The organism is Polynucleobacter sp. 73C-SIWE (assembly GCF_018882465.1).
Lineage (GTDB): Bacteria > Pseudomonadota > Gammaproteobacteria > Burkholderiales > Burkholderiaceae > Polynucleobacter.
In genome coordinates, this window is the sequence record NZ_JACVOK010000002.1 from 305,704 (window position 1) to 329,466 (window position 23,763).

25 protein-coding genes and 1 tRNA gene are annotated in these 23,763 nt (G+C 46.0%); 21 read left to right on the top strand and 5 right to left on the bottom strand.

Annotated elements, in window-relative coordinates; translation table 11 throughout:
- Positions 1-39: 39 nt before the first annotated feature.
- The 10 genes from infC to ICN17_RS07835 all read left to right on the top strand — a co-directional run bounded on the left by infC (position 40) and on the right by ICN17_RS07835 (position 6,567).
- Positions 40-564 carry a translation initiation factor IF-3 gene (gene infC / locus ICN17_RS07790; RefSeq protein ID WP_201721516.1) on the top strand — a complete coding sequence of 175 codons (525 nt, stop codon included), beginning with the start codon at positions 40-42 and terminating at the stop codon, positions 562-564.
- A 127-nt stretch (positions 565-691) separates the two neighbouring features.
- Complete coding sequence (gene rpmI / locus ICN17_RS07795; RefSeq protein ID WP_011902674.1) at positions 692-889, top strand: 50S ribosomal protein L35; 198 nt, start codon at positions 692-694, stop codon at positions 887-889.
- Between the two features lie 25 nt (positions 890-914).
- A complete protein-coding gene (gene rplT, locus ICN17_RS07800; protein ID WP_028818624.1) occupies positions 915-1,280 on the top strand; it encodes a 50S ribosomal protein L20 in 366 nt (121 codons plus the stop codon).
- 28 nt (positions 1,281-1,308) lie between these two features.
- Positions 1,309-2,355 (top strand): phenylalanine--tRNA ligase subunit alpha, encoded by a 1,047-nt coding sequence (gene pheS, locus ICN17_RS07805; RefSeq protein ID WP_216236944.1) that lies wholly within the window; start codon positions 1,309-1,311, stop codon positions 2,353-2,355.
- A 27-nt stretch (positions 2,356-2,382) separates the two neighbouring features.
- On the top strand, positions 2,383-4,839 hold the full coding sequence (gene pheT, locus ICN17_RS07810) for a phenylalanine--tRNA ligase subunit beta (protein ID WP_216236945.1): 2,457 nt from the start codon (positions 2,383-2,385) through the stop codon (positions 4,837-4,839).
- Positions 4,840-4,884: 45 nt separating this feature from the next.
- Positions 4,885-5,208, top strand: coding sequence for an integration host factor subunit alpha (locus ICN17_RS07815; protein ID WP_087909882.1), 324 nt, complete (start codon positions 4,885-4,887; stop codon positions 5,206-5,208).
- Complete coding sequence (locus ICN17_RS07820) at positions 5,186-5,536, top strand: MerR family transcriptional regulator (protein ID WP_087909883.1); 351 nt, start codon at positions 5,186-5,188, stop codon at positions 5,534-5,536. Before ICN17_RS07815 ends, ICN17_RS07820 begins: the two co-directional genes overlap by 23 nt.
- A 25-nt stretch (positions 5,537-5,561) precedes the next feature.
- Positions 5,562-5,638 (top strand) — tRNA-Pro (locus ICN17_RS07825).
- Positions 5,639-5,668: 30 nt separating this feature from the next.
- Positions 5,669-6,088: a PaaI family thioesterase gene (locus ICN17_RS07830; protein ID WP_216236946.1), complete on the top strand. Its 420-nt coding sequence runs from the start codon at positions 5,669-5,671 to the stop codon at positions 6,086-6,088.
- A 194-nt stretch (positions 6,089-6,282) separates the two neighbouring features.
- Positions 6,283-6,567: an H-NS family nucleoid-associated regulatory protein gene (locus ICN17_RS07835; protein ID WP_216236947.1), complete on the top strand. Its 285-nt coding sequence runs from the start codon at positions 6,283-6,285 to the stop codon at positions 6,565-6,567.
- Positions 6,568-6,631: 64 nt separating this feature from the next.
- On the opposite strand, the gene ICN17_RS07840 is transcribed toward ICN17_RS07835, so the two are convergent.
- Positions 6,632-7,330, bottom strand: a complete 699-nt coding sequence (locus ICN17_RS07840) for a helix-turn-helix domain-containing protein (RefSeq protein ID WP_216236948.1) — start codon at positions 7,328-7,330, stop codon at positions 6,632-6,634.
- Positions 7,331-7,630: 300 nt separating this feature from the next.
- Between ICN17_RS07840 and ICN17_RS07845 the strand changes: the two genes are divergently transcribed.
- From ICN17_RS07845 to bamC, 9 genes are all read left to right on the top strand, one after another.
- Positions 7,631-10,486 (top strand): 2-oxoglutarate dehydrogenase E1 component, encoded by a 2,856-nt coding sequence (locus ICN17_RS07845; RefSeq protein WP_216236949.1) that lies wholly within the window; start codon positions 7,631-7,633, stop codon positions 10,484-10,486.
- Positions 10,487-10,528: 42 nt separating this feature from the next.
- Positions 10,529-11,728, top strand: coding sequence for a 2-oxoglutarate dehydrogenase complex dihydrolipoyllysine-residue succinyltransferase (gene odhB / locus ICN17_RS07850; RefSeq protein WP_216236950.1), 1,200 nt, complete (start codon positions 10,529-10,531; stop codon positions 11,726-11,728).
- 12 nt (positions 11,729-11,740) lie between these two features.
- Positions 11,741-13,177, top strand: a complete 1,437-nt coding sequence (gene lpdA, locus ICN17_RS07855) for a dihydrolipoyl dehydrogenase (RefSeq protein WP_216236951.1) — start codon at positions 11,741-11,743, stop codon at positions 13,175-13,177.
- Positions 13,178-14,281 (top strand): cell division protein ZapE, encoded by a 1,104-nt coding sequence (zapE, locus tag ICN17_RS07860; protein ID WP_216236952.1) that lies wholly within the window; start codon positions 13,178-13,180, stop codon positions 14,279-14,281.
- A 9-nt stretch (positions 14,282-14,290) separates the two neighbouring features.
- Positions 14,291-15,142, top strand: coding sequence for a 3',5'-nucleoside bisphosphate phosphatase (locus tag ICN17_RS07865; protein WP_216236953.1), 852 nt, complete (start codon positions 14,291-14,293; stop codon positions 15,140-15,142).
- 29 nt (positions 15,143-15,171) lie between these two features.
- Entirely contained in the window at positions 15,172-16,374 is a 1,203-nt protein-coding gene (locus tag ICN17_RS07870; protein ID WP_216236954.1) for a tryptophan--tRNA ligase, read from the top strand.
- 52 nt (positions 16,375-16,426) lie between these two features.
- Positions 16,427-16,948, top strand: coding sequence for a class I SAM-dependent methyltransferase (locus tag ICN17_RS07875; protein WP_370625981.1), 522 nt, complete (start codon positions 16,427-16,429; stop codon positions 16,946-16,948).
- Positions 16,949-17,024: 76 nt separating this feature from the next.
- Complete coding sequence (gene dapA / locus ICN17_RS07880; RefSeq protein WP_216237598.1) at positions 17,025-17,897, top strand: 4-hydroxy-tetrahydrodipicolinate synthase; 873 nt, start codon at positions 17,025-17,027, stop codon at positions 17,895-17,897.
- A complete protein-coding gene (gene bamC, locus ICN17_RS07885) occupies positions 17,894-19,039 on the top strand; it encodes an outer membrane protein assembly factor BamC (protein WP_216236956.1) in 1,146 nt (381 codons plus the stop codon). The genes dapA and bamC overlap by 4 nt, the downstream gene beginning before the upstream one ends.
- 57 nt (positions 19,040-19,096) lie before the next feature.
- Here the strand turns inward: bamC and ICN17_RS07890 are convergent, their stop codons facing one another.
- The gene (locus ICN17_RS07890) at positions 19,097-19,282 is read right to left on the bottom strand and encodes a hypothetical protein (protein WP_216236957.1); all 186 of its coding nucleotides are present in this window, start codon (positions 19,280-19,282) and stop codon (positions 19,097-19,099) included.
- 109 nt (positions 19,283-19,391) lie between these two features.
- Positions 19,392-20,624, bottom strand: coding sequence for a cupin domain-containing protein (locus tag ICN17_RS07895; RefSeq protein ID WP_216236958.1), 1,233 nt, complete (start codon positions 20,622-20,624; stop codon positions 19,392-19,394).
- A gap of 53 nt (positions 20,625-20,677) precedes the next feature.
- Here ICN17_RS07895 and ICN17_RS07900 point away from each other — a divergent pair, with 53 nt between their 5' ends.
- The gene (locus ICN17_RS07900) at positions 20,678-21,286 is read left to right on the top strand and encodes a peptidylprolyl isomerase (protein ID WP_216236959.1); all 609 of its coding nucleotides are present in this window, start codon (positions 20,678-20,680) and stop codon (positions 21,284-21,286) included.
- A gap of 12 nt (positions 21,287-21,298) precedes the next feature.
- Here the strand turns inward: ICN17_RS07900 and cysE are convergent, their stop codons facing one another.
- Both cysE and ICN17_RS07910 read right to left on the bottom strand, forming a co-directional pair.
- Positions 21,299-22,057: a serine O-acetyltransferase gene (gene cysE / locus ICN17_RS07905; protein ID WP_216236960.1), complete on the bottom strand. Its 759-nt coding sequence runs from the start codon at positions 22,055-22,057 to the stop codon at positions 21,299-21,301.
- Between the two features lie 23 nt (positions 22,058-22,080).
- Positions 22,081-22,830: an RNA methyltransferase gene (locus ICN17_RS07910; RefSeq protein ID WP_216236961.1), complete on the bottom strand. Its 750-nt coding sequence runs from the start codon at positions 22,828-22,830 to the stop codon at positions 22,081-22,083.
- 129 nt (positions 22,831-22,959) lie between these two features.
- On the opposite strand from ICN17_RS07910, the gene ICN17_RS07915 reads away from it, so the two are divergent.
- The gene (locus ICN17_RS07915) at positions 22,960-23,748 is read left to right on the top strand and encodes an inositol monophosphatase family protein (RefSeq protein ID WP_087909898.1); all 789 of its coding nucleotides are present in this window, start codon (positions 22,960-22,962) and stop codon (positions 23,746-23,748) included.
- The last annotated feature ends 15 nt before the right edge of the window (positions 23,749-23,763 follow it).

Consider the following 23,763-nt stretch of genomic DNA (forward strand, 5'->3'; position numbering starts at 1 on the left):
TAGAGCGGTTTTTATTGTTTTTTTAAAGGAATTAAGAAGATCGCTACTGAAAAATTGCAGCGCATTAACCGGGAAATTACTGCTCCTGAAGTGCGTTTGATTGGAATTGATGGAGAGCCCATCGGTGTAGTTAAGTTGAGTGAAGCCTTGGCTGCAGCAGAAGAGAAAGAGACCGATCTGGTTGAAATTGCTCCGACAGCTGAACCACCTGTAGTCCGTATCATGGACTTTGGCAAATTCAAATACCAAGAAGCCAAGCGTCAGCATGAAGCCAAGCTGAAGCAAAAAGTGATTCAGGTGAAGGAAGTGAAATTTCGTCCCGGCACAGATGATGGTGACTATGGTGTAAAGCTACGCAATCTAATCCGCTTTTTGGAAGATGGCGATAAGACAAAGATTACGTTGCGGTTTCGGGGTCGTGAAATGGCTCACCAAGAAATCGGAGCAAGAATGTTGGAACGTTTGAAGTTGGATTTGCAAGAGCATGGCCAAGTTGAACAGTTTCCAAAAATGGAAGGCCGCCAGATGGTGATGGTATTGGCCCCCATTCGTAAGGCTAAGTAACTAGGTTCTACCTGGTTCTTATGTAGGGAGGCACTGAAAAGTGCTGGCAGTTTGAAGTGCTTCTGGGTACAGGAAGAGTAACCGTCGGTTACCACCTATGTTGCACAAGTAAATGAAGGGGTGCTTTATGCCCAAGATGAAGAGCAAGAGTAGCGCTAAGAAGCGCTTCACGGTTCGCGCAGGCGGAACGATTAAACGAGGTCAGGCTTTCAAACGCCACATCCTCACCAAGAAGACCACAAAGAACAAGCGTCATTTGCGTGGTTCCACTGAAGTTGCGAAAGCTGACGTTAAGTCAATTCGCTCCATGCTTCCTTACGCTTAACCTCAGACTAGATTAGGAGAATTCAATGCCAAGAGTCAAACGTGGGGTTACAGCGAGAGCCCGTCATAAAAAAATCACTGATGCCGCAACAGGTTACCGCGGTCGTCGTAAAAACGTATTCCGTATTGCTAAGCAAGCGGTTATGCGTGCTGGTCAATATGCATATCGTGACCGTCGCAATAAGAAACGTGTATTCCGCGCTTTGTGGATTGCTCGTATCAACGCGGCTGTACGTGAGCATGACATGACCTATAGCGTATTCATGAATGGTATGAAGAAAGCATCTATCGATCTCGATCGTAAAGTTCTTTCTGATATGGCCATTGCTGACAAACCGGCTTTTGCCGCTTTGGTTACTCGGATCAAATCCGTAGTAAACGCTGCAGCTTAATTCTTAGTTTCTAAAAAACTAAGCTGCAATGGTTTCTCTCGACCAAATTGTCGAGGATGCTAAACGTGATTTCCTCGGAGCTGCCGATGCGGCGGCTCTGGAGGACGCGAAAGCCAAGTATCTCGGTAAGTCAGGTGTTCTCACTGAGCGTTTAAAAGCGCTTGGTGGAATGTCGCCTGAGGAGCGCAAGAGTGCTGGCGCCCAAATAAATCAAATCAAAACCCAAGTAGAAGCTGCATTACAAGAGCGTCGCCAAGCTTTGGCTGATGCCGTATTAATGCAACGTCTTGCGGCGGAGTCAATCGACGTTTCTATGCCTGGCCGTGGTCAAGCGGTAGGTAGCTTGCATCCTGTGATGCGTACTTGGGAGCGTGTTGAAGAGATCTTCCGCTCAATTGGTTTTGATGTAGCTGATGGCCCTGAAATTGAAACCGATTGGTTTAATTTCACTGCCTTAAATAGTCCTGAGAATCATCCTGCGCGCTCGATGCAGGATACTTTTTATATCGATGGCAAAGATTCCAATGAGAAGCCTTTGTTATTGCGCACGCATACCAGTCCGATCCAGGTTCGGTATGCAAGTGAGCATGTCAAGAAATATGCCAACGCTGATGTAATGCCCCCAATTAAGGTCATTGCACCCGGTAGAACGTATCGCGTTGATAGTGATGCTACCCATTCACCTATGTTCCATCAAGTTGAAGGTTTGTGGATTGCAGAGAGTGTTTCATTTGCTGATCTGAAGGGTGTGTATACCGATTTCTTAAGAACTTTCTTTGAAACAAATGAGCTGCAAGTGCGTTTCCGTCCATCCTATTTTCCGTTCACTGAGCCTTCTGCTGAGATTGATATGGCCTTTGGCAGCGGTAAGCTTGCTGGTCGCTGGTTAGAAATCTCTGGAGCAGGGCAAGTTCATCCAAACGTATTGCGCAATATGGGGATTGACCCAGAGCGCTATACCGGATTTGCCTTTGGCTCTGGTTTAGAGCGCTTAACCATGTTGCGTTACGGTGTTGATGATTTACGACTTTTCTTTGAAAACGATTTGCGTTTCTTAGCGCAGTTCCCTGCATAACAATATTTTTAAATCTTAGATCGCGCTATGCAATTTTCTGAATCTTGGCTCCGTCAGTATGTGAACCCATCGCTAGATAGCGATGCACTGGGTCATGCAATGACGATGGCTGGTTTGGAGGTTGAGGAGCAGCATTCAGTTGCGCCTGCCTTTACTATGATCGTAGTGGCGCAGATTCTTTCTGCCGAGCAACATCCCGATGCCGATCGTTTGCGTGTTTGCAAAGTGGATGCTGGTACTGGCCAAGAATTGCAAATCGTTTGTGGGGCACCGAATGCGCGTGCTGGTATCAAAATTCCTTGCGCCCTAGTTGGTGCTGAACTGCCACCAGCAGAAGCAGGTGGTAAGCCATTCATGATCAAAGTAGGTAAGCTGCGTGGCGTAGAAAGCCAAGGCATGTTGTGCTCTGGTCGCGAACTTGGTCTTGGTGATGATTACGAAGGCATCTTAGAACTGCCAGTTGATGCACCAGTAGGTAAAGATATTCGTGAGTACCTTGATCTAGACGATCAAATATTTGTGATTAAGTTAACCCCTAATAAAGCGGATTGCCTCTCTCTGATAGGAATGGCAAGAGAAGTCTCAGCAATTACTGGAGCTGCACTTTGTGCTCCCAAATGGAATCCACCAGCAGTATCTATACAAGACAAACGTAAAGTCACAGTAGAGAGTAAAGAACTCTGCGGCCGTTTTGCAGGCCGCGTGATTCGTGGCGTTAATCCACAGGCAAAAACACCTGATTGGATTATTCAGCGTCTATGTCATGCTGGCCAAAGAAGTATTTCTCCATTAGTAGACCTGTCTAACTATGTGATGTTAGAGATGGGTCAGCCTACCCACGTATTTGACATTGATAAATTGAATGGCGATATCGCCGTTCGTTGGGCTAAAGCAGGGGAAACTCTGGAGTTACTCAATGGCCAAACAGTGACTTTGCAAGGCCCAGATTCTGCGGGGAAGATGCAGGATGCTGGTGTGGTTGCTGACCAATCTGGTCCAGTAGCCCTTGCAGGCATTATGGGTGGTAATCACTGTGCTGTTTCTGATGACACTCAAAATATTTATGTAGAGGCAGCTTATTGGTTGCCTTCAGCCATTCAGGGTCGTGCCCGTCGCTTTAATTTCAGCACTGATGCAGCGCATCGTTTTGAGCGTGGCGTCGATCCGCAAAATACCGTCAATTGCCTTGAGTATCTTTCTTCACTCATTCTTGAGGTATGTGGTGGTCAAGCAGGTCCAGTGGATGACCAGGTTTTAAACGTACCAGAGCGTAAGACAGTGAAAATACGTTTGGCTAGAGCTGAAAAGGTGATTGGCATTCCATTGAGCAATGACATTGTTGTTGATGTATTTAAGCGTCTTGGTTTTGAATTCAAGCAAGAAGGTGATGTTTTTGTTGTAACACCACCAAGTTATCGTTTTGATATTGAGATCGAAGAAGACTTGATTGAAGAAGTTGCACGCATGTATGGCTTTGAGAATATTCCTGACATACCTCCAGTTGCAGCATTAAAAATGAGTGCAAAGGCAGAAGCTAAGCGTGGCATTCATTTGTTGCGTCAGCGTTTTGCTCTCCAGGGTTATCAAGAAGCGGTCAATTTCGGATTCACTGATCTTGAAAGTGAAAAGCGCCTTACTGGTGTTGCGCAGAAAGATGTTATTGCCGTTCTCAATCCAATTGCTAGTCAATATGGCGTCATGCGCAGCACTTTATGGGGTGGTTTGTTAAGCAACCTCAAAGCCAATTTAAATCGTGGCGCAGGGCGTGTACGTTTGTTTGAAGCTGGCCGTGTGTTTCACCGCGATTCCAATGCGCAAGAGCAGCCTGGTAAGGTTGCGGGCTTTCATCAACCCCAGAAAGTGGGCGGCTTAGCTTATGGTGCGTTTGTTCCAGAACAGTGGGCAAGTGCTAATCGAGCGGTTGATTTCTTTGATGTGAAGGGTGATCTCGAGCGAGTTTTAGATCCACTCCATTTTGTTACCGAGGCTGCACAACACCCAGCATTGCATCCAGGTCGTTCAGCGCAAATCTTTTTAAAAACAGCTGTAGGAAAAACTGCAGTAGGTTGGATAGGAGAACTGCATCCCGGTTTGCAACAGTCTTATGAGTTGCCACAGGCCCCCGTTCTTTTTGAGTTGGATTTAGACGCCATTAGAGATTTGGGTTTACCGCAACCAGAAGAGCTGAGTAAGTTTCCAGCTGTACAGCGTGACTTAGCTTTGGTAGTGAAACAAAATGTTTCTGCGCAATCTTTATTAGATGCCATGGCAGCAAGCAAGCAGAATTTTGTCCGTACTATCGAGCTCTTTGATGAGTTCAGGCCTAAGGCAGGTTCTAGCAGCATGGCTGATGATGAGAAGAGTTTGGCTTTCCGAGTTACTCTCTTAAATTCGCAGGAAACCCTGCAAGACCCTCAAATTGATGCAGTTATGGCGGCTTTATTGGGCGCCGTAGAAAAAAAGTGCGCGGCCCGTCTGCGCTAGGTTTAGTATTAGGTAAATATCAAAAAGCTACAGAAGAGACTAGCAATGACTGAATTAATGAACAACGATACTGTTACTAAGAATGAGCTATCAGAAGCGCTCTTTGACCAGGTTGGTTTAAACAAGCGTGAAGCAAAAGACATGATTGATGCTTTCTTTGATCGTATTGGTCAATCTCTTGAGTCTGGTGTTGAAGTAAAGATTTCTGGCTTTGGTAATTTTCAGTTGCGCAATAAATCGGCTCGTCCTGGCCGAAATCCCAAAACAGGCCAAATGATTCCGATAGCGGCAAGACGTGTAGTTACTTTTCATGCAAGTCAAAAGCTTAAAGATGTAGTGGAGTCACATGCTCGAGAAAACCGAGTTTGATGCTAGCTCGGCACTGCCGAGCTCTCAACTTCCCCCAATACCGGCAAAGCGCTATTTCACAATTGGTGAAGTTGCTGAGCTATGTGGCGTACGTTCACACGTATTGCGTTACTGGGAACAGGAGTTCACGCAGCTTAGCCCTCAGAAACGTCGTGGCAATCGCCGCTACTACCAGCACCATGAAGTGGTGTTGATTCGTAAAATCAGAGCGCTTCTGTATGAAGAGGGCTTTACCATCAGTGGCGCTAGAAATCGCCTTGATGAAGTGCGCGGCGAGCTCCGCCTGCGCGATGAATTACAAGCGGTTCTGCAAATTCTGTCTAAATAGTTACTGATACAATTTTGTCTCTTGTCGGGGCGTAGCGCAGCCTGGTAGCGTACATGCATGGGGTGCATGTGGTCGGAGGTTCAAATCCTCTCGCCCCGACCACTAATCTTTAGTGTTTTAATTAATTCCAAGATGAGCACACCAAATCACACACCTCAAATACATGAGCGAACCAGTTTCTTTGGCTTAGATATTCCTTTTCTGGATCATTTGGGCGTTGTCCCAGAATATGCTCAGGATGGTAAATCACGCATTAGTCTTGAGCTAAAACCAGAATTTACGAATAGTTTTCAGGTTGCCCACGGTGGCCTCATCATGACTTTGCTGGATTTTGCGATGGCTGCAGCGGCACGAAGTGCAGCAAAGCATGCCCTAGGCGTTATTACGATTGACATGACCACGAGTTTCTTGCGACCCAGTACTGGCAAGATCGTAGTGGAGGGTAACGTCTTAAAGGCTGGCAAAACTGTCAATTACTGTGAAGCAGTAGTTTTAAATGGCTCAGGCGAGATTACGGCTAAAGCCAGTGGCACTTTTACCCTCAGAAGGTAGTATTTTGAGTAGATTTTCTATTATCGATATTAATATTTATAATAATTATATCGATTAATGTAATTTAAGACCCTTTAGACCTTTAAATTAAAGGTTAATAATATATTTACTCCCTAATTAATTTATATATATAATTAAGCAATAAATAGCTTAATTAAGTTATTTAATAATCAATTATTCGGAGAAAAATATCGATGTCTTCTTATAAAGACTTATTGGCTCAGCGCGAGCAGTTAGATAAACAGATTAAAGAGGCGATTGCACGTGAAAAAGCCGATGGAATTGTTAAGGCTAAGGCAATCATTGAACAGTATGGCTTAAGTGCTTCTGATTTATTTAGCCGTAAAGCGGGCGTTAAGAGCAGTGGCGGCAAGGTTGCCCCTAAATACCGCAATCCTTCAACAGGGGAAACCTGGACAGGTCGTGGCAAGGCTCCTAAGTGGATTGATGGCAAAGATCGTGGCAACTACCTGATCTAAGTTATTGCTTTGATTGATATTAAAAAAGGCCGCACTAGCGGCCTTTTTTATCGTTAGCAGCCTTTTAGGTGCATTTTTTGGCTAGCGCCTCTATAAAGATTGGTTCCAATAGCTCATGTCGGCCGCCCTGGGGCCAGGATTGGTCTTCTTCAATATTGGTCGCTGGGTATCCAATAATGAGGGGATTATGCTCAATCAGACCATTTTCTAGCTCTTCAACCAGGTTCTCCGTAAACTGGGGTCTATGGCCATTGTTCTCATCTGCAAGTGCCACGACACCAGGATGAAGCTTAATAAAACCTTCATCTACTAGAATAGGAATATGCTGTGTGTCCTTGTTTTTACTAAGATAATGGATTAAGTGAACCTGCTCTACCGGTGGGATGAGGGCATCCAAAAAGATTAAGTCAGGCGCAATGGAGACTGCCCTCATTAGACCCTCTAGGCTATCAATGGCCACCTCCATTTCCACTTTTAATTGCCAATCTTGAATGGACTCCAGCAGGTCCTGGCTATTTTCAGTTCGGCGGAATATCCCCATAGCAATGCAGTTTTGGCTGGTTTTTTGTCGCATAGCCCGTTTTCTGCGCTGAAGTTGTTGTTCAAGAGAGCTTGCCAATATCCTTCTATGGCCGCCACGGGTCTTCCAGGCGATTAACTCACCTAATTCCACCATTTTTTGCACAGTTCCAAGCGATACCTGCAAAATCTTGGCGCTTTGTCTGGTGCTGAGATATTCCATATCTGGGGTAACGGTTTTCATATTTCCCTTAATTTCATTAATTCATTTGAAGATTTAGAGAATAAAAATCAAACCTTAGGGAATCTGTCGGCAAATCTTGAAAGCAGGGTAGGAAAGTTCTTATTAAGTTCATCCCAAGAGGGAAATAAGCTCAAACTTTCAAAAATCAGGGAAAGCCCTTTATGTAGCCGTGGTCAATCGTGTTAAATTACTGATGTAGTAACAGTATTTGCACAGATCAATTCGCGAAACGGTATAGCCGCGTAACGGATGGTTTTAACCACAGTTTTTAATCGGCAAACCCGATGAAAGGTGAGCATCATGATGCAGGAATCAAGAGATAACTCTTATCTCTTTGGCGGTAACGCACCCTACGTAGAGGAACTCTACGAATCCTACTTGCAAGATCCTGCTTCTGTAGCTGATCATTGGCGAGCTTATTTTGATAACGTAAAACAAGTCCCGGCTGTGGATGGTTCTTCTCGAGCCGATATTGCGCACGCTCCTATTGTTGCTTCTTTTGCAGAGCGCGCAAAGCAAGGTCCTATCAGAACGATTTCTGATTCAGCTGACTCAGAGCTAGGACGTAAACGCGTTGCTGTTCAGCAATTAATTGCCGCATATCGTAACGTAGGCAATCGCTGGGCAAATATTGATCCTTTGAAGCGCACTGAGCGCCAGGATATTCCTGAATTAGATCCGGCTTTCTATGGATTTACTGATGGCGATATGGATATCGTCTTCAATACAAGCAATACCTTCTTTGGTAAAACCGAAATGACCTTGCGTGATTTATTGCAAGCATTGCGTGAAACCTATTGCGGCACGATTGGTGCCGAATATATGTTTATTACCGATCAAAAGATTAAAAAGTGGTGGCAAGAGAAGTTGGAGTCGATTCGCTCAAAGCCCCAATTTAATCAAGAGAAAAAACGCCACATTTTAGATCGCGTTACAGCTGCTGAGGGCCTAGAGCGCTATCTGCAGGCTAAGTACGTTGGTCAAAAACGCTTCTCCCTAGAGGGTGGTGATAGCTTTATTGCCTGCATGGATGAGGTGATTCATGAGGCAGGCGCTAAAGGCGTTCAAGAGATTGTGATTGGCATGGCCCATCGCGGTCGACTCAACGTCTTGGTCAATACATTGGGCAAAATGCCAAAAGACTTATTTGCTGAGTTTGAGCACAAAGGTCCCGAGACCTTGCCTGCCGGCGACGTAAAGTATCACCAAGGTTTCTCTAGCGATATTTCAACACCTGCTGGTCCAGTACATGTCTCTTTAGCATTTAACCCATCCCATCTTGAGATTGTGAATCCCGTAGTAGAGGGTTCTGCGCGCGCTCGTATGGATCGTCGTGGAGATCAACTAGGTGAACAGGTATTGCCCGTATTAGTTCATGGCGACGCTGCGATTGCTGGTCAAGGAGTGATGCAAGAAACTTTAGCAATGGCTGAGGTTCGTGGCTACTCAACTGGTGGCACGCTGCACATTGTGATTAATAATCAAATTGGTTTTACAACTTCTGACCCACGGGACTTACGTTCCAGCTTGTACTGTACCGACATTATGAAAGTGATTGATGCTCCAGTGCTGCATGTGAATGGCGATGATCCTGAAGCAGTTGTTCTAGCAACCCAATTAGCCATTGAGTTCCGTACTCAGTTCCATAAAGATGTAGCGGTTGATATCGTCTGCTTCAGAAAGCTTGGCCATAACGAGCAAGATACGCCAGCAATGACTCAGCCGCTGATGTACAAAATCATTGCGGCCCATCCTGGTACTCGCAAGCTGTATGCAGATAAGTTGGAAGCCCAAGGTGTTCTGCCTGCAGGTACCGGTGATCAGATGGTTAAGGATTATCGTGCGGCGATGGACGCTGGCAAGCAAACCTCTGATCCAGTACTGAGTAATTTCAAAGGTAAGTTTGCTGTTGATTGGTCTCCTTTCTTAAACAAGAAGTGGACTGATGAAGCAGATACTGCCATTCCATTGACAGAATGGAAGCGATTGGCTGAGCGTGTGTCTACGGCTCGTGAAGGCTTTAAGGTTCACCCCTTGGTTGATAAAGTATTGAATGATCGTGCGGCCATGGGTCGTGGAGAAACCAATATTGACTGGGGTATGGGCGAGCATATGGCTTTTGCATCCCTAGTGGCGAGTGGCTATCCAGTTCGCCTATCTGGTGAAGATAGTGGCCGCGGCACCTTTACCCATCGACATGCTGTTTTGCACAATCAAAATCGTGAGAAGTGGGATACCGGTGTTTATATTCCGCTGCGGCACATTGCTAAAGATCAAGCCCCATTTTTGGTGATTGATTCAATCTTGTCAGAAGAGGCTGTGCTTGGTTTTGAGTATGGCTACGCTTCAGCAGAGCCAAATACTTTGACAATCTGGGAAGCCCAGTTTGGCGACTTTGCTAATGGCGCACAAGTCGTGATCGACCAATTTATCGCCTCCGGCGAAGTGAAGTGGGGTCGTGCTAATGGCCTGGTAATGATGTTGCCGCATGGTTATGAAGGGCAAGGACCAGAGCATTCATCGGCTCGTCTTGAGCGCTTCATGCAATTGTGCGCTGATACTAATATGCAAGTTGTTCAGCCAACAACCGCTTCGCAAATCTTCCATGTGTTACGTCGCCAAATGATTCGTCAGTTCCGCAAGCCGCTGATCTTGATGACACCGAAATCATTGCTCCGTAATAAAGAGGCTGCATCTCCTTTGTCAGAATTTACCAAAGGTGGATTCCAGACCGTTATTGGTGAGCGTGACGACACGCTCGATGCTAAACAAGTAACGCGTTTGATTATTTGTTCCGGTAAGGTTTATTACGACTTGGTTAAACAACGTACCGAGAAGAAGATTGGTGACGCTGCCATTATTCGTCTGGAGCAGTTATACCCATTCCCACACAAGGCATTGACTTCTGAGTTGAAGAAATACCCAAAACTCGAAGAGATTGTTTGGTGTCAGGACGAGCCACAAAACCAAGGCGCTTGGTTCTTTGTTCAGCACAACATTCTAGAAAACATGTCAGACGGCATGAGGCTAGCGTATGCAGGGCGACCTGCATCAGCTTCACCTGCTTGTGGTTATGCTCATCTTCACCAAGAACAGCAGAAGTCTTTATTGAATGCGGCATTTGCCAAACTAAAAGGTTATGTGATTACAAAATAATCGACGTCATAACTCAACATACATATATAAACAGGATTAATCATGGCTATTTTTGAAGTTAAAGTTCCACAACTCTCTGAATCAGTTGCTGAAGCAACACTCTTGCAATGGAAAAAGAAGATTGGTGACGCTGTTGGTCAAGACGAAATCTTGATTGAAATTGAAACTGACAAAGTTGTTCTCGAAGTGCCGGCCCCTTCAGCAGGCGTTCTAACTGAAATTGTGATTGCCGATGGCGGTACCGTTGTTGCTGAGCAATTGATTGCCAAGATTGATAGCACTGCAGTAGCTGCTGCTGCGCCTGCCGCAGCTCCAGCCCCTGCAAAAGCACCAGCTCCAGCAGCTACTCCCGCTCCGGCTGCTAAAGCTAGTGCCGCCGCCGCTCCTTCCGCTGCCAAAATCCTGGCTGAAAACAACATCAGCGCTGGTCAGGTTGCGGGCTCTGGTCGCGATGGTCGTATTACTAAGGGTGATGCCTTAAGCGCTGCAGCTGGCGGTACAAAATCTGCCGCAATTCCAAGCGCCCCAATTCCGATGGGTGACCGCCCTGAAGAGCGCGTTCCAATGAGTCGCTTACGTGCGCGTATTGCAGAGCGCTTGCTTGAGTCACAAGCAAACAATGCCATATTGACTACCTTCAATGAAGTCAACATGGCTCCAGTGATTGCAATGCGTAATAAGTACAAAGATCAGTTTGAAAAAGTTCATGGTGTGAAGTTGGGCTTCATGTCTTTCTTTGTAAAAGCTGCAACACACGCTTTGAAGAAATTCCCATTACTCAATGCTTCAGTTGATGGTAACGACATTGTTTACCACGGTTACTTTGATATCGGTATCGCAGTGAGCTCACCACGTGGCTTGGTTGTTCCAATTTTGCGCGATGTTGACCAAATGAATTTGGCTGATATCGAGAAGAAGATTGCTGAGTTTGGTGCTAAAGCCCGCGAAGGCAAGTTGTCGATTGAAGAATTGACTGGTGGCACATTCTCCATCTCTAACGGTGGTGTATTTGGTTCTATGCTCTCCACACCAATTATCAACCCACCACAATCTGCCATTTTAGGTATCCATGCTACTAAGGACCGTGCAGTGGTTGAAAATGGTCAAGTAGTAGTTCGTCCAATTAACTATTTAGCCTTGTCTTATGACCACCGCATTATTGATGGTCGTGAGGCTGTGCTTGGCTTGGTTGCGATGAAGGATGCTTTAGAAGATCCATCACGTCTTCTCCTTGATTTGTAAGAAGGGAAGATCATGAGCCAAGCTTTTGATGTACTCGTCATTGGTGGTGGCCCTGGTGGCTACATCGCCGCAATTCGTGCAGCGCAACTCGGCTTCAAAGTCGCTTGCGCAGAATCACATAGCTACGATGACCCTAAAGGTGAGCCACGCTTAGGCGGCACTTGCTTAAACGTTGGTTGCATTCCTTCTAAAGCCTTGTTGGCTTCTTCCGAAGAGTTTGAGAAGATTGGTCATCATGCAGCTGATCATGGTATCAAAGTTGGCTCGGTCAGCATTGATTCCAAGAAGATGGTTGCCCGTAAAGATGACATAGTTACCAAGATGACCGGTGGTATCCAGTACCTTTTCCGTAAGAACAAAATTACCTTGCTAAAAGGTCATGCATCTTTCGAAGGTAAAAGTGCTGACGGCTATCAAATTAAGATTGATGGCAAAGATAAATCCACTGTGAGTGCAAAGAACGTCATCATTGCAACTGGTTCTAAAGCACGTCATTTACCAGGCCTGCCAGTTGACAATGTCTTAGTCTGCGATAACGAAGGTGCATTAAAGTTTGATTCTGTACCTAAGAAGCTTGGTGTGATTGGTGCTGGTGTCATTGGTTTAGAGCTCGGCTCAGTATGGCGCCGCCTTGGCTCTGAAGTCACTGTGCTCGAGGCATTACCATCTTTTTTAGCTGCTTGCGATATCGGCATTGCTAAAGAAGCGCAAAAGCTTTTTGTGAAACAAGGTCTTAACATCAATATGGGTGTGAAGATCGGCGAAGTAAAAACAGACAAGAAGGGTGTTGTAGTTAATTACACCGATAGCGCTGGTAAAGCAGCTAAATTGGAATGCGATCGTTTGATTGTGTCCGTTGGCCGCGTTCCAAATACCGATAAATTAGGTTTGGATAAGATTGGCCTCAAGGTGGATGAGCGTGGCTTTATTCCAATTGATGACCATACTTGCGCGACAGCAGCCCCAGGCGTTTACGCAGTGGGTGATGTGGTGCGTGGCCCGATGTTGGCTCATAAAGCAGAGGATGAGGGTGTGCTAGCTGCTGAAGTGATTGCCGGTCAAAAGCCGCATATTGATTACAACTGTATTCCTTGGGTGATCTATACCGATCCTGAAATTGCTTGGGTTGGTAAGACTGAGCAAGCCTTGAAAGAGGCTGGCATTGCCTACAAGGCTGGTCAATTCCCATTTGGGGCCAATGGCCGTGCCTTAGGTATGGGTCGCGCAGATGGTTTTGTCAAAATATTGTCTGATGCCAAGACCGATGAAATCTTGGGTGTTCACATCATTGGGCCAAATGCTTCCGATTTAATTGCTGAAGCAGCTGTAGCAATGGAATTCAAGGCAGCAGCTGAAGATATTGCACGTATCTGTCATCCGCATCCAAGCTTGTCAGAGGTGATGCGCGAAGCAGCATTGGCGACGGATCAACGTGCATTAAATATGTAATTGAAAACCATTGAGTTTTACCAGCAAGAGTTAAAAGCGCGCGGGTATCAAAGCGATCCCGCGCAGCTCCGTGCTGTTGAGCGTCTTCAGCAGTGCGAGGATGAGTGGATTTCTTATAAAGAGATTCGCAGTAATAATTTCAAAAAAGCAATCTTTAAGCCCGACTTACCACAAGGCCTTTATTTATGGGGTGGAGTGGGTCGAGGTAAATCTTTCATCATGGACTGCTTTTACGCAGCCTCGCCATTAGAGAAAAAGATTCGTATTCATTTTCATGAGTTCATGCGTGAAGTGCATCGCGAGTTGCATGAGCTCTCTGGATTATCCGATCCCTTGAATGAGTTGGCCAAAAGAATCTCCAATCGCTATCGCTTGATTTGCTTTGATGAGTTTCATATCAATGACATTGCCGATGCCATGATCTTGTATCGCCTACTCAGTGCGCTATTTGAGGATCGTGTGCAATTTGTGATGACATCAAACTATCGGCCAGATCAACTTTATCCCAATGGCTTACATCGCGATCGATTAATTCCGGCAATTAAATTATTGGAAGAAAAGCTAGATATCTTGAATGTCGATGCAGGTAATGACTACCGACGTGTACAGATGGCGCAGGTCGAGGCATATCTCACGCCTGCCAGCGCAGAAACACAAGCCAAGCTTGGTCAAATGTTTCAGACATTAATTGGCAATCAAAAAGAAGCAAATATGCCGGTTTTGCATATTGAATCTCGCGAACTCCGTCCTTTGCATATGGCCAATGGCGTAGTCTGGTTTGATTTTCAGACTTTGTGCTGCGGACCACGCTCCCAAAACGACTATCTAGAGATCGCCAATCAGTTTCATACAGTGATTCTCTCTGGAGTCCCCTATATGCCTCCTAGAATGACCAATGAGGCACGGCGCTTTATCTGGTTAATTGATGTTTTATACGACCATAAGATCAAGCTGATTATGTCTGCCGAGGTGCCAGCCCCAGATTTGTATACCGAGGGCCAAATTACCGCTGAATTCTCCAGAACCGTATCTCGCCTCATTGAAATGCAGTCCCGTGACTACCTGGATGCACCGCGCCGGGTAATTGATACCAGCTTGACCTAAAATAGGGTCATGAGTAGCCTTTCCTCCATTAACGCCGATTTACATTGCCATTCAGTAGTTTCTGACGGCACTTTAACGCCTGAAGTACTTGCAGAGCGCGCTAAAGCAAATGGAGTGAATTTATGGGCGCTAACTGATCATGATGAATTAGGTGGTCAGCAACGCGCTCGTGATGCGGCTAGTGCTTTAAATATTGATTACCTTGCTGGTGTAGAAATTTCAGTGACTTGGATGGGGCAAACCATTCACATTGTTGGGCTCGGTATTGATGCTGACCATCTCGGTATTCTTGAGGGCTTGCGTCGAACACGCGAAGGTCGAGGTAATCGTGCTCAATTGATGGCAGAGCAATTAGCTAAAGTTGGGATTCCGGGAGCGTATGAGGGTGCTTTGCTATACGCCGGCAATCACCAGCTGATCTCGCGCACTCACTTTGCACGTTTCTTAGTAGAGCAGGGTGTTTGCCGCGATACAGAGCATGTATTCAAAAACTATTTGGTTGAAGATAAGCCAGGCTATGTTCCTCATATGTGGGCAACATTAGATGACGCGGTTGCCTGGATTAAGGCGGCTGGTGGTGTAGCCGTCATTGCTCACCCAGGACGTTATAGCCGGCTTAACGCAATGCAGATGGACGAGCTGTATAAACATTTCAAAGATATTGGTGGCTTAGCCATTGAAGTGATTACCGGAAGCCATAGCCCAGACCAGTACCAAACTTTTGGGAAGATTGCACAACAATATGGTTTCTTAGCCTCACGGGGATCGGATTTTCATGATCCAAATGAGAGTCACATTGACTTAGGTAATTTGCCGCATTTACCAGATCACCTCACGCCAGTGTGGTCTGTCTTTCATTAATTCATTAACAACAAAGATAAAGAATAAAGATGTTTGCTGAACGCGTTCTCTCTGGTATGCGACCTACGGGTAATTTGCATCTTGGCCACTATCATGGTGTGCTCAAGAATTGGGTGCGTTTGCAATCCGAGTATCCATGCTTTTTCTTTGCTGCTGATTGGCATGCCTTAACCACGCACTATGACACCCCAGATGTGATTGAGCAGTCAGTTTGGGACATGGTGATTGATTGGTTGGCGGCGGGTGTAGACCCAAACCAAGCAACCTTGTTTATTCAGAGCAAAGTGCCCGAGCATGCGGAGCTGTTCTTATTACTGTCGATGGGGACTCCACTGGGCTGGCTTGAGCGGGTTCCAACCTATAAAGACCAGATTGAAAAGTTAAAAGAAAAAGATCTTCAAACCTATGGCTTTCTGGGTTATCCCCTATTACAAGCTGCCGATATTTTGATTTATCGTGCGCAATTTGTGCCAGTTGGCGAGGATCAAGTTCCTCATGTGGAAATGACGCGTGAAGTCGCACGACGCTTTAATTATTTATATGGACGCGAACCAGGTTTTGAAGAAAAAGCCTTAGAAGCAGTCAAGAAGCTGGGAAGCAAGCGAGCCAAAATGTATGCCGAATTGCGTGTGGCATTTCAGGAGCGTGGCGACGATGAAGCGCTAGAACAAGCAAAAGCCTTGCTCCAAGAGGCACAAAGCTTATCGATGGCTGATCGCGAGAGATTGTTTGGTTTCTTGGAGGGATCACGCAAAATCATTCTTCCTGAACCGCAAGCTTTGCTCACTGCTGCATCACGGATGCCAGGCATAGATGGGCAAAAGATGTCTAAGTCTTATGGCAACACCATCAGCATTCGCGAACAGCCTGAAGAAGTTATCAAGAAGATTCGAACGATGCCAACGGATCCTGCCCGTGTTCGCAGGACCGATGCCGGTGATCCGGCACGATGCCCGGTATGGCAATTGCATACCGTGTACTCCAATGAAGAAACTAAGCAATGGGTAGACAAAGGCTGCAAGTCTGCTGGTATTGGCTGTCTTGAGTGCAAACAACCAGTGATTGATGCAATTTTAGCTGAGCAGCAACCGATGTTTGAGCGCGCTCAAAAATATTTAGATGACCCAAGCTTGTTGCGCTCAATCATTGCCGATGGCTGTGATAAGGCCCGTAAGGTTGCGCAAGAAACAATGCGTGAGGTCCGTGAAGCAATGGGCCTTGACTACGATTAAGGCCTTTGGTTTGCCTTCTGTGCACGATCCGATTGTGAAGCCATCCCCCTGGGTGGTGCGATTTGCACCACTCATTCCTCAGGGTGGAGTTGTTCTTGATCTTGCTTGTGGTTCTGGCCGCCATTCGATGCTATTAGCCAATTTAGCTTATTCAGTCTTAGCGGTTGATCAAGATGTCAGTGCGATCGAGACTATTCAGTCCTCCTTTATTACCCCAAAATGCCTAAATCTTGAGCAAGATATCTGGCCCCTTCATGGAGCTAGCTTTCATGGCATTGTGGTGACTAATTACCTATATCGCCCCCATATCGATTCTTTGCCTGATCTTTTAGAGGATGGTGGGATCTTGATCTATGAAACTTTTGCCCAAGGCAATGAGCAATTTGGCAAACCATCTAACCCTAATTTCCTCTTAAATTCAGGGGAATTATTGGCTTTTGCTGCTCGTCATGGGCTCAAAGTCCTTGCTTATGAGGACATTTGTGTGGATGACCCCAAACCAGCCATGGTTCAGCGCCTTTGTGCTGTAAAAGGCATGTTAAAAGAGCGCATTCCGTTACAATTTCAAGGTTAAGACAGTCAATATCGGTGCATATTCGGTGACAAATACAGTTCAATCCAAAGGCAGTAAAAAAACCATTTCCGGTAGCATGCCGGCTATTGTTACGCCGATGTACGAAGATGGCAGCCTGGATTACGCCAGCTTGCGCTCTTTATTAGATTGGCATGTTGCCGAAGGTTCTGATGGCATTGTGATTGTTGGCACGAGCGGAGAATCTCCAACTGTCTCTGTAGAAGAGCATTGTGAATTGATTCGCGTTACCGTAGAGCATATTGCTGGCCGCATTCCTGTGATTGCAGGTACTGGCGGCAACTCTACAATCGAGGCCATTGAGTTGACTGAGTTTGCTAAAAAAGTCGGCGCTGATGCTAGCTTGCAAGTAGTTCCTTATTACAACAAGCCAACTCAAGAGGGCATGTATGCCCACTTCAAAAAAATTGCAGAGTCTGTTGACCTACCTGTAATTTTATATAACGTTCCGGGCCGTACGGTAGCAGATTTAGCTGGTGATACTGTTGTCCGTTTGGCTGGTGTACCGGGAATTATTGCGATTAAAGATGCCACCGGTAGCTTAGAGCGGGGCACTTTGTTGCTCGCTGATTTAAAGCGTGCAGGCCATAGTGATTTCTCAGTATTTTCAGGCGATGACTTAACGGCTGCAATGTTGATGCTGATGGGTGGTAAAGGCAATATTTCAGTAACAGCCAATGTGGCGCCTCGCTTAATGCATGAGCTATGCGTTGCAGCAATGTCTGATGATGTAAAAAAGACCCGCGAGATTCAATACAAATTGTTGGCAGTTCATAAAGCAATGTTCACAGAGGCAAACCCAATTCCAGTGAAATGGGCTCTGCATGAAATGGGTATGATCACTGCAGGCATTCGCTTGCCGTTAACCCCTTTGAGCGCGTCTTTACGTGAGCCTTTGAAGGCAGCATTAAAACAGGCTGACTTGATATGATGAGTTTGATGCAACTACTTTGCCGGTTCACGGCAACTCTTGGCCTGGTGATTATGGCCGCTGTTGTCTTGACAGCTTGTAAATCGCTTACTAGCAACGATACCGTGGATTACAAGAGCACAGGGGCAGTGCGCGGCCCAAATTTATCTTATCCACCGGACTTAATTACTGCTCAGGCCGATCGTCGTTACATTGTTCAAGACGGCACTGCAACGATGTCGGAATATAACGCAGCGATGAAAAAATCTGTGCAGATGCGCAGCAACGTCATGACTGGCATCCCTGGTATGCGTATAGCTCGAGATGGCGAGCGCCGCTGGCTAGTGGTTGATAAACCAGCTACAGAGTTATACCCGCAGGTTAAGGATTTTTGGCAGGAAAATGGCTTCTTATTGGTTGTTGATTCACCATCTACTGGCATCATGGAAACCGATTGGGCAGAAAACCGCAGCAAGATTCCTCAGGATTGGCTACGTTCCACACTTGGCGGATTCCTGGATACTCTTTATGACACTGGTGAGCGTGATAAATACAAAACTCGTCTTGAGGCTCCTAAGCCAAATGAAACTGAGATTTACATTACGCAAAAAGGTGCTCTTGAAAAGTGTATTACAGACGGTGGAGCCTGTAACTCTACGGTATGGACTAGCCGTCCCAATGATCCAGAGTTAGAAGCAGTATTTTTAGCGCGCCTCATGGAGCGTCTTGGCATGACTCAAGAGCAAGCTAAAGCGATGGTTGCAGTGCCTTTGGGTCCGAAAAATCCTAAAGCTAAGTTAATGCAAGAAGCTAATAAGCAAGCTTATATTGAGTTGAGTACTGGTTTTGATCGTTCTTGGCGTGATGTTGGTCTAGCCTTGGATCGCTCTAACTTTACGGTTGAAGATCGTAATCGTTCCGGCGGTGTTTACTATGTGCGCTATGTAAATGCTAAGGACGTGGGGGATACCAAAGGATTCTTCTCCAATCTCTTTAGTAGCAAAGATGATTCCAAATTACAGGCCAAAAAGTATCAGGTGATCGTGAAGAGCGCTGGCGAGAATTCAGCAAATGTTTATGTGCAAGATGCCGATGGAAAACCTGAGAATAGCCAGGCTGGTGTTCAGCTATTAACTTTGCTGACAGATCAATTGAGTAAATAAATAATTTAAGTTAACAAAAAAGCCGCTCTGAAGCGGCTTTTTTCTTCAAGAAGAATATTACTTCTTAGCGTCAGCAGCAGGAGCAGCAGGAGCGGCTGGAGCAGCAGGTGCAGCAGCAGGAGCTTCAGCAGCAGGAGCGGCTGGAGCAGCAGCAGGAGCTGCAGCAGGTTTTGCTTCTTCTTTTTTACCGCAAGCGGCCAAGGCGATAGCTAACATTGCTGCGAATACGAGTGATTTCTTCATTTGTAATTTCCTCTTAAAAAATGTAACAACAATTACCGGTAATTGTGCTGAAAAATCCTAGGGATTGCCCTTAGGTGATTTCCAGTACCAATTATATCCATCATTGCTTCTAACTCTCAAAAATAAGCCATCCAGCAATATAGGCTTCATAGAGGCTAGACTTTTCCACCCCTTGGATTTTTCTGGGTGAAAGTACTTTTTTGGCCGATAGAGCTTGCCAGGCATTAGTAATCTCTTTGGTCTGACCTTGGTTCATATTCTCACCGTTACAAAACACCTCGTTACCAAGACTCAGAATGCGAGTTTGAGCGTGAGGGATGAGCTTCTTCAAGCCAAGATTTTTGGAGAACTGACTGGCGCTGAGTGGCTTGCTTGGTCCATCAAAATAGACCTGCTGTTTTGGTTCTGATAGGTAGGCAGTAATGCCGGGTAAAAAATGATCCACTTGATCCAACTTCAGTTGGCGAAGTTTTACTTCAATTTGCTTAATCAGTTCTTTTGGAAGCTGCTCTGCACTAGCAGTTGCCCTTTGCATTGGATCAGTAAATTTCTGCTCAAGTTCAGGAATGTTTTCTAGAGACTCAGCAATGCTCCATAGCCCCTCTTGTAGTAATTCTTTAAAGCTGGGAGAGCGAAAGCCAACGGACCAAGTTTGACAACCTGCGTCGAGTGCAACGCCATCGTGGGCAATATGAGGTGGTAGATAAAGCATGTCGCCCGGCTGGAGAACCCAGTTATGCTCAGCTTTAAACCGCTGCAAAATTTTGAGTGGTAGCTTGGGGTTTAGGCTTAAATCTTTTTGTTCTGATATTTGCCACTGCCTTCTGCCAGACATCTGAATCAAAAAAACGTCGTAAGAGTCAAAATGAGGTCCGACACCACCGCCAACTCCAGCAATGCTAATCATTAAATCGTCGAGACGTGCATCTGGGATAAAGCGAAACCAGGACAAAATTTTCGCGGCGGCAGGGTGATGAGCTTCCATACCTTGCAGCAGCAGCGTCCAATGAGATTTATTGAATGAGGGGATGGATTTTTTCGTAAATGGACCAGAGCTCAGACTCCACGGACCCGCTTTTACGAGGCGAGATTCAACATTGTCTTGGCAAGCAAGCTTGACTAGCTCATCTGGTGATATGGGGCTATCAAGACTCTCATCACTTTGAGCGGCTAAGGCAAATGCGGGTATTGCTCCGCGGACTAATAAAGGTTTTTTATGCCAATATCGCTTCATGAACAAATCAGGGCTAATGCCTCCAAATAATGCCCAGGGCTCATTGAGAGGTAGATTTTGGGGTGCCTGAGGCGGCTGATAAGGGTTGCTCAAGTAAAATGAAGTCATAAAGTAAAAGCTTAGTAAAAACCCATTAAAAACGAATGTTTGACAGATTTCGCATGAAGATTGAAAAAAATACTATCGTATCCCTTCGCTATAAGTTAACCGATGCGCAAAATAATGTCATTGAAGAACCAGATTCTCCGATGGTATACCTGCACGGTGGGTATGAGGGGACTTTTCCGAAAATAGAAACCCTTTTGGATGGCCAAGATATTGGGTATGAGGCTGCTATTCAACTTGAGCCTAATGAGGCTTTTGGTGAGTATGATCCAGAACTTCTGAAGATCGAACCACGCACCCGTTTCCCAGAGCCACTCGAAGTGGGTATGCAATTTGAGGGTATACCGGATGCAGATGAAGAATCAGACGTTGCAGAAGAATCAGATGCAGATGATGAGCCGCTGATTTACACCGTTACTGATGTTGCAGACAATCAAGTAGTGCTTGATGGTAACCATCCCTTAGCAGGTATGGCATTGCGTTTTTGGGTACAGGTTGAAGATGTCCGTGCGGCCACCGAGAATGAAATCCAAAATCGTCTACCGGAAGGCGGGGAGGGTTTTACTTTTGGCATGCCAAACGACGTTGCAGATGATGCCGATGAGGATGAGTTTCCGGGAGCTGCATTAGGATCAAGCACTCCAAACCCACGCACACTGCACTAAACAAACTCCGAATTACTCTTTAAGCCATTCCTTAATGGCATCAAGGTCGCGCTTGGTATCGCTTGTACCTGAAGCATCTGTAGGCGTATTGCTCAACTTGGCCAATGCCTTTTCTAGTGCGGCAATTTTGGCTTCCTGTTCAATGGTTGCATCAATTAATCCCTTGAGTGCCATTGAGACTGGATCATCCACATTTGGCGTAACGCCATAAGCAGAAAAATATTCTTTTGTTTTGCTATCCGGGCTTTGCGGTAGATCCGGATGCAAAATACGTGCAGGTATTCCGACGGCAGTAGCACCAGCAGGGATTTCCTTTAAGACAACTGCATTTGATCCAACCCGTGCACCATCACCGACGGTAAAGCCACCAAGTACTTTTGCGCCCGCACTCACAACCACACCCTTACCCAGAGTTGGATGACGCTTAACGCCTTTGTATAGGGAGGTGCCGCCCAAGGTCACGCCTTGATAGATCGTGCAATCATCGCCAATTTCGGTAGTCTCACCAATAACTATGCCAAGGCCGTGATCCAGAAATACTCGACGACCAATCTTTGCTCCCGGATGGATTTCAATACCGGTAATAAACCGTGAAATCATAGATAAGACGCGTGCAATCCACTTGAAACCAATATTCCATAAAAAATGAGAGATGCGGTGGAAGAAAACTGCATGCAGACCTTGGTAGCAAGTAATGACCTCAAGGCGATTTCTTGCAGCAGGGTCCCTGGCAATAATGGAGTCGACTTGGTCGAATAGTGAATTAAACATAGATTGATTTTAACGGGATGTGCTTATTTTCTCAGGAGCATCTGTTTGGCGATGCCACGTAAGAGATCAATTTCTTCTTTGTGCAGTCTGCTTCGTGCAAATAATGCTTGTAGCCTGGGCATGAGTTTTTTGGGGTTGCTCGGGTCTAGATAACCAATAGCCTCAAGACCTTCACGCCAATGATCGAGCATAGCTGCAACTGCAGCTGGATCGGCTAATTCAGCTAATTTTTCCCGATTTGCCAGCATTGCTAGGTCCTCAGCCTCACTCAGGCGCTCTCTAAGTGAATAGGCGCAGACCATTAGGGCTTGGGCTAAATTCAGAGACGGGTAGTCTGGATTAGCCTCTAGCCAAACCCTATGGGTACACAAGGCGAGGTGTTCGTTATCCAGGCCAGTTCTCTCGGGCCCGAAGACTAGTGCAACTTCCCCGTGATTCATAACGGTTTCTTGAATCAGGGTGCGAGCCGACTCCCAATCGAGCGCTGGAGGGCCGAATTCGCGATCTCGGCTGGTGAGGCCAAGTACAAGAGGGCATCCCTGAATAGCTGTGGATAAAGAGCTTGATTCCTGGGAGGATTCGAGAATATTGAGGGCGCCACTTGCCAATGCAATCGCTTCAGAATGTTTAGCAATATCTTTGATTTTGGGATTGATAAGGCGCAGATCGCTAAAGCCCATCGTTTTCAGGGCCCGGGCTGCTGAGCCTACATTTCCAGGATGACTGGTTTTGACTAAAACCCAGCGGATTGATTCGAATTTATCGTGATTCATGGGTGACTCATGGGTTTCTAGGGGTGCTCAAAGCGCTAATCGTTTAGAATCAGGGTATTAGCTTCGTATTGTCATGCAGTTTGGACAATATTACAGGCTCGTTCTTATTTAATTTGTCCATCAATACTTATGCATCCCATGTTAAATGTGGCCGTAAAGGCCGCCCGTCGTGCTGGAACTGTTATTAATCGAGCGTCTCTTAATTTAGAGCGTTTACAGGTTGATCGTAAACAGCACAATGATTTCGTAACCGAGGTGGATAAAGCCGCAGAAGCGGCAATCATTGAAACGCTCAGTGAGGCTTATCCAACCCATGGATTTTTGGCTGAAGAAACTGGCGAACATAATATCGATGCAGAGAATGTATGGATCATTGATCCATTAGATGGCACAACCAACTTTATTCATGGCTTTCCGCAATATGCAGTGTCAATTGCATTGGCCGTAAATGGCGTGACCCAACAGGCAGTAGTCTACGATCCAACTCGCGATGAGTTATTTACCGCTACTCGTGGAGCAGGCGCATATTTAGATCGCCGTCGATTGCGTGTTGCAACTCAAGATCGCTTAGCGAGCTCTTTGATTGGCACTGGTTTTCCATATCGTGAAGACCAAGACCTAGAAAAATATTTAAAAATCTTTGCAGAGATGTCGCGTCAGTGTGCTGGCCTACGTCGTCCTGGTGCAGCATCTTTGGATCTAGCCTATGTTGCTGCAGGGCGTTACGATGGCTTCTTTGAAAGCGATCTCAAGCCTTGGGATATGGCAGCAGGTGCTTTATTGATTACTGAATCCGGTGGTTTGGTAGGTAACTACCGTGGCGAAGAAGGTTTTCTGAAAAGCGGTGAAGTAATGGCTGCTAATCCCAGAATCTTTGCACAGATGGTTCAGTGCTTATCCAAATACTCCAAGACCTAAGTACTGATTGAGTGA